The organism is Rhizobium sp. UFLA01-1127 (genome assembly GCF_059803845.1).
This window is the reverse complement of record NZ_JAUQTZ010000081.1, coordinates 20,431-28,003: the sequence shown is the minus strand read 5'-3', so window position 1 is coordinate 28,003 and position 7,573 is coordinate 20,431. Positions and strand designations below refer to the sequence as shown.

The window sequence follows — 7,573 nt, the reverse complement described above, 5'->3', positions numbered from 1 at the left end:
ATCGGCCAGCCCTTCGTTTATCCGAAGAACGATCTCGACTACGCATCGAACTTCCTGCGCATGTGCTTTGCCGTTCCGTGCGAAGAATATGTCGTCAATCCGGTGCTCGCACGCGCCATGGACCGCATCTTCATCCTGCATGCCGACCACGAGCAGAATGCCTCGACCTCGACGGTTCGCTTGGCGGGCTCCTCCGGTGCCAATCCGTTCGCCTGTATCGCTGCAGGCATTGCCTGCCTCTGGGGTCCGGCTCACGGCGGCGCCAACGAAGCGGCCCTGAACATGCTGAATGAAATCGGCACGGTCGACCGCATTCCGGAGTTCATCGCCCGTGCCAAGGACAAGAACGATCCGTTCCGCCTGATGGGCTTCGGTCACCGCGTCTACAAGAATTACGATCCGCGCGCCAAGATCATGCAGAAGACGGCCCACGAGGTTCTCGGCGAACTCGGCATCAAGGACGATCCGCTGCTCGACATCGCGATCGAACTCGAGCGTATCGCTCTAACGGATGAATATTTCATCGAGAAGAAGCTCTACCCGAACGTCGATTTCTACTCCGGCATCACGCTGAAGGCTCTCGGCTTCCCCACGACCATGTTCACCGTTCTCTTCGCTCTCGCCCGCACCGTCGGCTGGATCGCCCAGTGGAACGAAATGATCGAGGATCCGCACCAGCGCATCGGCCGTCCGCGCCAGCTCTACACAGGCGCTCCGCTGCGCGAATACGTGCCGGTTTCCAAGCGCTAAGCTTCGGTACTGAAACGAAAAAACCGGTCAGCGATGACCGGTTTTTTTATGGGCTAGAACGTCCAGCACAATCTGAGCCGCCTTGTCGCCGGGCGGCTCCAGGGTCTGCATCCGCTCCCAGACGAGATCGTAACCCGCAATCATTGCCGCGCGCTCCGGCGTTTCGTTCGACAGACGCTCCATATAACGGGCCAGCAAGCCCGGCCGCAAAACGTCATTGATGAGTTCGGGCAGGACGGCGTAATCGGCAATCAGGTTCGGCAAGGCCGCCGTCCATATCTTGATGCGCGATAGCACGAACTTCGCGAGCCACTCCGTCTTGTAGGTCGAGACCACCGGTACGCCCGCAAGTCCCAACTCGAGAATAACGGTGCCGGAAGCTGCCATTGCGGCATCGGCTTCAGCGAAAGCGCTCCACTTGGCGCCCTGGCCGAAAAGGATATCGGGCTTGATCTGCCAGCCCTCAGTCAAAGAACGAACCAATGCCTCCTGCCGCGGCACGGTTGGCAGCAGAAAGCGAAAGTTACCATTTCTCCGGCTAAGTTCTTCGATAGCCTGCTCAAAAACTGGAAGGAGCTGCCTGATTTCCGATGCGCGCGATCCCGGCAAGAGCAGGATCGTCTTCTGCGCGTCAGGGCGAGCCAGCCCGCGCAAGGCGCGCTGTCCACGCGTCTCCAGAAGATCGGCATCCACCGTCAAACGGTGGCCGACATAGGTCGTTGCCGGACCGCCCAGGCGCTCCATGGCGGCAGGCTCGAACGGCAATACGGCCAGCACATGGTCGACATAGGCAAGCATTTTCTGCGCGCGATATTCCTTCCATGCCCAGACGCTGGGGCAGACGTAATCGACGATCGGCAGACCGGGCAGAGCCTTGCGCACCCGCTTTGCAACGCGATGGGTGAAATCGGGGCTATCGATGATCAGGAGCATATCAGGCTTCGCGGCGATGATCGCATCGGCCGTCTGCCGGATACGGGCAAGCAGCTTCGGCAGCCGCTTGATGACCTGGATGAAACCCATGAGCGAAAGTTCGGAATAATCGAAGAGCGACCGGAGCCCCTGCGCTTCCAACGCTTCGCCGCCGACACCCACCAGCTCGACCGGACCGCCGTAGCGCCGCTTCAGGGCCGCGATGAGATCACCGCCCAGCAGATCGCCGGAAACCTCGCCTGCAACGACGGCAAGCTTCAAAGGCGCACTGCTCATATGAAGCCCTCCGCGCTCAAGCCCCGGTCGATGCCGCAAACGAAAATGCCGGCCTCGTCGGCAGCGGCGATCACCGCTTGCCGGTCGAGAATGAGAGCTCTGCCGGCTTCGACGGCAACTCCGGCAAGCCCCGCCTTCTTTGCGTTCAGCACCGTGGACACGCCAATCGACGGCAAATCGGCCCGGACATCCTGCTGCGGCTTGCAAAGCTTGACGAGAACACCGCGCCGACGAGTAGAAATACGTCCGACGGCGCGCAACTCGGCAACCCGCTCGATCATCTTGTCCGTGCCCTCGGCACCTTCGAGCGCCACAACACGACCGCCGACGCTGACCGCGCCCTGCCCGACGTCCAGAAGCCCGAGTGCATCCGCAGCTTTGGCGCCTTGCGCAATATCACGCAGATCTTCGTCCGCTGGCGCGATTTTCCCCAAAGGCCCGGTCGTCGCCAAAAGATCGGGCGCGATTTCATGCGCGCCGACGACGCGAACGCCGCCGGCTTCGATCAACCGGATGACCATCTGCAGAACAGCATTGTCGCCGCCCGAAAGAAGGGTTCGTATGGTCGAGGGAAGTTCCCTGATGACACGCCAGGTCGGACGCACCTGCCGCCAGGAAGGCCGCCGCGCGACGCCGCCGGACATGACCACGCGATCGACGCCGTGACGGCGGAACATCGCCTCGAGACCGGCAAAATTGCCGACGCCGAGATTGGCATGATCGAAAGCGGACCAATCCCGATCCGCTTCATCCGTCAACGCAATAATGACAGGGTTTTCACCGGCCTGACGAGCTGCATCGGCGACGTAAACTGGCAAAAGCCCGCTGCCTGCGATGATCGCCAGCCTGCCTCTGCCGCTTTGGCCGGCCGAAACCACCTCAGGCCTTGCCGCGATTGGGCGACGACAACGCGCGGTCGCTGTTGGCGGCGATGAAATCAAGTATCTCGATCACTTCCTTGCAATCGGCATGTTCTTCGCGGATAGCCGCAGCATTGTCACGGATGGAGCCTTCGTTTTCGAAGATGCTCTTGTAGGCGCGGCGAACCCGGTGGATGACAGCGCGGTCTATGCCCGCACGCGTCATGCCGACGACATTCAGACCGGACAGCACGCCCGGATTGCCGTTCAGCATGCCGTAGGGGATCACATCGTAGCTCGCAGCCGTGAGTCCGCCGATAAAAGCCTGGCGGCCGATGCGGGTGAATTGATGCACGGCACAGCCGCCACCGAGAATGGCGCGATCCTCGATCGTCACATGTCCAGCCAGCATGACGTTGTTCGACATGATGACATGGTTGCCGACGCGGCAATCGTGAGCGACGTGCGAGTTGGCAAGAAACAGGTTGTTGTTGCCGATGATCGTCCTGCCGCCGTAATCGGCCGTGCCGGTGTTGATCGTCACACCTTCGCGGATCGTGCAGTTCTCGCCGACGTCGAGCGTCGTTTCTTCGCCGTGATGATGAACACTCTGCGGATCGCCGCCGACAACGGCCATCGGAAAGATCTTCGTTCCCTTGCCGATCGTCGTACGGCCGGTCACGACGGCATTGTTGAGCAACTGAATATCGTCGTGCAGCACGACCTTAGGACCGACATAGCAAAATGGGCCGACAACAACATTCTCGCCGATGACCGCGCCGTCTTCGACAACCGCCAGCTTATGAATGCGGGCGCTCTTTGCGATGCTGCTCATGCCTTTTCCTGATCCTTCCGTACGATCATCGCACCGATATCAGCCTCGGCGACCAGAGAACCATCGACCTTGGCGTCGCAATGGAATTTCCAGATCGTGCCGCGCTGCTTCAGCTTCACGACGTGAAACTCGACGCGATCGCCGGGAACGACCGGCTTGCGGAAGCGGGCATTGTCGATCGTCATGAAATAAACGAGGTTGCCGCCGATGCCATCCTTACGGGCGCAGATCGCGCCGGCAGTCTGCGCCATGCCCTCGATGAGCAGCACGCCAGGCATGATCGGCGATTCCGGAAAATGCCCGGTGAACTGCGGTTCGTTGGCGGTCACATTCTTGATGCCGATCGCGGAATTGTCGCTGTCGATCTCGATGATCTTATCAACCATCAGGAAGGGATACCGATGCGGCAACAGCTTCATAATTTCCAGAACGTCAGCCGACGACAACGATGTCTTGGCTTCCTCAGTCATGCTCCGCACTCCCGTCCTTCTTGTCTCTGGCTCCTGACCGCCTTGCGATCTCCGCCGATTCCCTTAGAAAATCCCATAGTGGCCGCGCCGGGAGACCCGCATAGCGCTCGCCTGCCGGAATACTGTTCATCACACCGCTCTTGGCACCGATCTGTGCGCCGTCGCCGATATGAATGTGGCCGTTAAGACCTGCCTGGCCGCCGATCTGCACGCCATCGCCGATTACCGTGCTGCCGGCAATGCCGACCTGACTGACGATAGCGCAGTGCCGCCCGATGCGAACGTTATGTCCGATCTGAACCTGGTTGTCGATCTTGGTGCCTTCACCGATCACGGTGTCATCCATGGTGCCGCGATCGATCGTCGTATTGGCGCCGATTTCGACATTATCCTGAATGATGACGCGGCCGATCTGCACGATCTTGACCATGCCACGCGGCCCCGGCGCATAGCCGAAACCGTCCTGGCCGATGCGCGCGCCGTTGTGGATGATGACGCCATTGCCGAGATAGGCGCAAAGCACGCTCGCGCCACCGCCGATGCTGCAATTCCGACCGATCTTCACGCCCGGCCCGATAAGGGCGTTGGCGCCGATATAGGTCCCCTCGCCGATCTCTGCACCTGCACCGATGACCGCTCCCGGCTCGATCCCGATATTGGCTTCGAGCTTTGCCGTCGCATCGATGACCGCGGCGGGTGAAATGGCTCCTCCGTGGTTCGATGTGAATGCCATCGGGCGCATCGCCTGCGGGTGCAGCAACGCGCCGGCAAGCGCAAAATCGGTATGCGGCTTCCTCGACAGGAGAACCGGGATATGTTCGGGAACGAAGGACTTCAAAGCAGGTAGACAAATGATTGCCGAAGCCTTGCAGGTCTCCAGCTCGGCACGATTCTTCCGGGAAAGAATATAGCAAATATCGCCTTCGACCGCCCGATAGACAGGAGCGATCGATCTGATGACGACCTCCGCAGAGGTCGCATCAGCAAGTTCCGCCCCAAGATGCTCAGCCAATTGTTTCAAGCTGACGCCACCATGGGGCGGGAAAAAACCAGTATGTTCCATAAGCACCAGCTCCAGAACGGTGTTCAAGCCCGAAGTTCTGGACTGCCGATATCAGAACTGATTGGCGATGCCAAACCGGAAATTCTGAACCTTGTCGTAGCTTTCCTTCATGACGGGCACCGCATAGTCGACACGGATAACGCCGAACGGCGACGACCAGATCAGACCTGCACCGAGCGAAGCGCGGATGGAGCTGTCGTTGTTGAGCGTATCGCCGAAAAGGTTCGCCTTGTTGCCATAGAGCGTGCCCGCATCGGCAAAGGCTGCGACGCGCAGACCGATATCCTGCGGGATACCCGGCATCGGCATGCTCGCCTCAGCCGAAGCCGTGAAGTAGGTCGTACCGCCGAGCGGATCGCCATGCGACGAACGCGGGCCGATACCGGCATTTTCGAAGCCGCGGATTTCACGGCCGCCGAGCGTGAACTGATCGAAGACGTTCAGCTTGCCGTCCGTCGGCATCACGTAGCCCGCACCGACCGTGAACGAGCCGATGATATCGGCCTCGTCGCTGATCATCTGATAGTAACGGGCTTTGCCGCTCAGCTTATAGAAGTTGGAGTCGCCGCCGAGACCCGCAAATTCATGCGTGAACTTGGCAATGAGACCTTCACGCGGCAGATTCTGATCATCCAGCGTGTTGTAGGTAAAGGTCTGCGAAACCGTCGACTGGGTCCAGGGGCCGTTCTCGACAAGGTTGAGATACGGAGCCGAAAGATTGTTCTGCCAATCGTTCGTGCCGTCGTAGGTCAGACGCTTGTAGTTGTAGCGCAGGGTTGTCGCCAAATTCTCGGTAATCGGCGCAGTGACACGCAGCGAGAAGCCTTCTTCCGAATAGTCGTAGAAGTCGTCGCTCGACGTTTGGTTCTTGAAGATATCGAAACCGGCTGCCAGGCGATAACCGAGGAAATAAGGCTCGGTGAACGAGATGTTGTAGGTACGATTGCCTTCCGTACCGGCACCTGCGGCGATGCGGATGTACTGACCGCGGCCGAGGAAGTTCTTTTCTTCAACCGAGGCTTCGAGCAGCAGACCGCCGTTGTTGCCGACGGCGTAACCGGCGCCGATACCGAACGAACCGGTCGGCTGGTCTTCGACATTGACGATGACAATGACGCGGTCCGGGGCACTGCCTTGCGCCGTGCTGATATCGACCTTGGTGAAGTAACCCAGCGCATCAAGGCGACGCTTGGCGCGCGTGATCATTTCCTGGTTGAACGCGTCGCCTTCATTGAGATCGAACTCGCGGCGGATAACGTAATCGCGCGTGCGGGTGTTGCCGCGGATCTCGATTCGCTCGACATAGGCGCGCTCGCCCTGATCGACCAGATATTCGATACCAATGGTATGACCGGACAGATCGCGATTGCCGCGCGGCGTGATGCGGGCGAACGGATAGCCTGCGGACGCCACCCGCTTGGAAATGTTCTCGATGGAGGTCTGGATATCCTTGGCGCTATAGACATCGCCCTTATGGGTGACGACAAGGCCCTTCAGCTCGTCGGCATTGATGCCATCAACCGTCGAGATGACGTTGATATCGCCATAGGTATAGCGCGCACCTTCATCGACATTGAAGTTCAGCGTGTATTCGTTGCTCTGTTCGTTCATCGTCGCATCGGCGCTGACGATGCGGAAGTCGGCATAGCCGTGGTTGTAGTAGAACTGACGCAGGGCATCCTGGTCGGCCTGCTGACGTTCGGGGCTATAAACGTCCTTGCGGGTCAGGAACGACAGGAAGTTGGTCTTCTTCGTGCCGATCACCGAAGCAAGGCGGCCGCTGCTATAGGCCTGGTTGCCCGAGAAATTGATCTTGTCGATCTTGGTGCGATCGCCTTCGTTGATGACGAAAGCCACGTTCAGACGGCCCGGGGAAACTTCGGCGGTCTGGGTCGTCACCTGCACATCGTTACGACCGATGGAGGCATAGGCATCCTTGATGGTCTTGACGTCGGCCTGGACGGTCGCTTCGTTATAGGGTCCAGCGGCATGCGTCTGAACGATGCCCTGGAGCTTGTCGTCCTTGATCTTGCGGTTGCCGTTGAAGACCACGGCGTTGATGAGCTTGTTTTCCTGGACCGATACGACCAGGGTTCCGCCCGACACCGTGATGTGAACATCGGAGAAATAGCCGGTGGCATAGAGCTGCTTCACCGAAGCGTCGATGTCACTGGCAGAGAAGCTCTTTCCGGGCTTGATCGTGATATTGTCACGGACAGCCGCCGCGCCGACGCGTGTAGCACCGCGAACGTCAACGCGCTGAACAACAGCTGCTTCCGCGACTGAGGCAGAAGCAAGGGTGATTACACCAGCGCCCGACGCAACAACACCAGCAGACAGCGCTACCGCCGACACTGCGTTCAAAAATCTTGAACCAGCCTTCATT

General features: G+C 59.5%; 7 protein-coding genes. 1 reads left to right on the top strand and 6 read right to left on the bottom strand.

The annotated features are described in order from the left end of the window. Positions 1–750 (top strand): citrate/2-methylcitrate synthase (locus Q4Q11_RS19870; protein WP_498570570.1); only part of this gene is annotated, 750 nt, incomplete at its 5' end. A 27-nt stretch (positions 751–777) separates the two neighbouring features. Here Q4Q11_RS19870 and lpxB read toward each other — a convergent pair. The 6 genes from lpxB to bamA are packed head-to-tail and all read right to left on the bottom strand — an operon-like array spanning position 778 to position 7,572. After that, positions 778–1,959: a lipid-A-disaccharide synthase gene (gene lpxB, locus Q4Q11_RS19865; protein ID WP_498570569.1), complete on the bottom strand. Its 1,182-nt coding sequence runs from the start codon at positions 1,957–1,959 to the stop codon at positions 778–780. After that, the gene (locus tag Q4Q11_RS19860) at positions 1,956–2,837 is read right to left on the bottom strand and encodes an LpxI family protein (RefSeq protein WP_498570568.1); all 882 of its coding nucleotides are present in this window, start codon (positions 2,835–2,837) and stop codon (positions 1,956–1,958) included. The genes lpxB and Q4Q11_RS19860 overlap by 4 nt, the downstream gene beginning before the upstream one ends. 1 nt (position 2,838) lies before the next feature. Next, complete coding sequence (lpxA, locus tag Q4Q11_RS19855; protein ID WP_498570567.1) at positions 2,839–3,654, bottom strand: acyl-ACP--UDP-N-acetylglucosamine O-acyltransferase; 816 nt, start codon at positions 3,652–3,654, stop codon at positions 2,839–2,841. Further along, the gene (gene fabZ / locus Q4Q11_RS19850) at positions 3,651–4,124 is read right to left on the bottom strand and encodes a 3-hydroxyacyl-ACP dehydratase FabZ (RefSeq protein ID WP_112507260.1); all 474 of its coding nucleotides are present in this window, start codon (positions 4,122–4,124) and stop codon (positions 3,651–3,653) included. The genes lpxA and fabZ overlap by 4 nt, the downstream gene beginning before the upstream one ends. After that, entirely contained in the window at positions 4,117–5,187 is a 1,071-nt protein-coding gene (gene lpxD / locus Q4Q11_RS19845) for a UDP-3-O-(3-hydroxymyristoyl)glucosamine N-acyltransferase (protein ID WP_498570566.1), read from the bottom strand. Before lpxD ends, fabZ begins: the two co-directional genes overlap by 8 nt. A gap of 51 nt (positions 5,188–5,238) precedes the next feature. Then, complete coding sequence (gene bamA, locus Q4Q11_RS19840; RefSeq protein WP_113214770.1) at positions 5,239–7,572, bottom strand: outer membrane protein assembly factor BamA; 2,334 nt, start codon at positions 7,570–7,572, stop codon at positions 5,239–5,241. Position 7,573 lies beyond the last annotated feature (1 nt).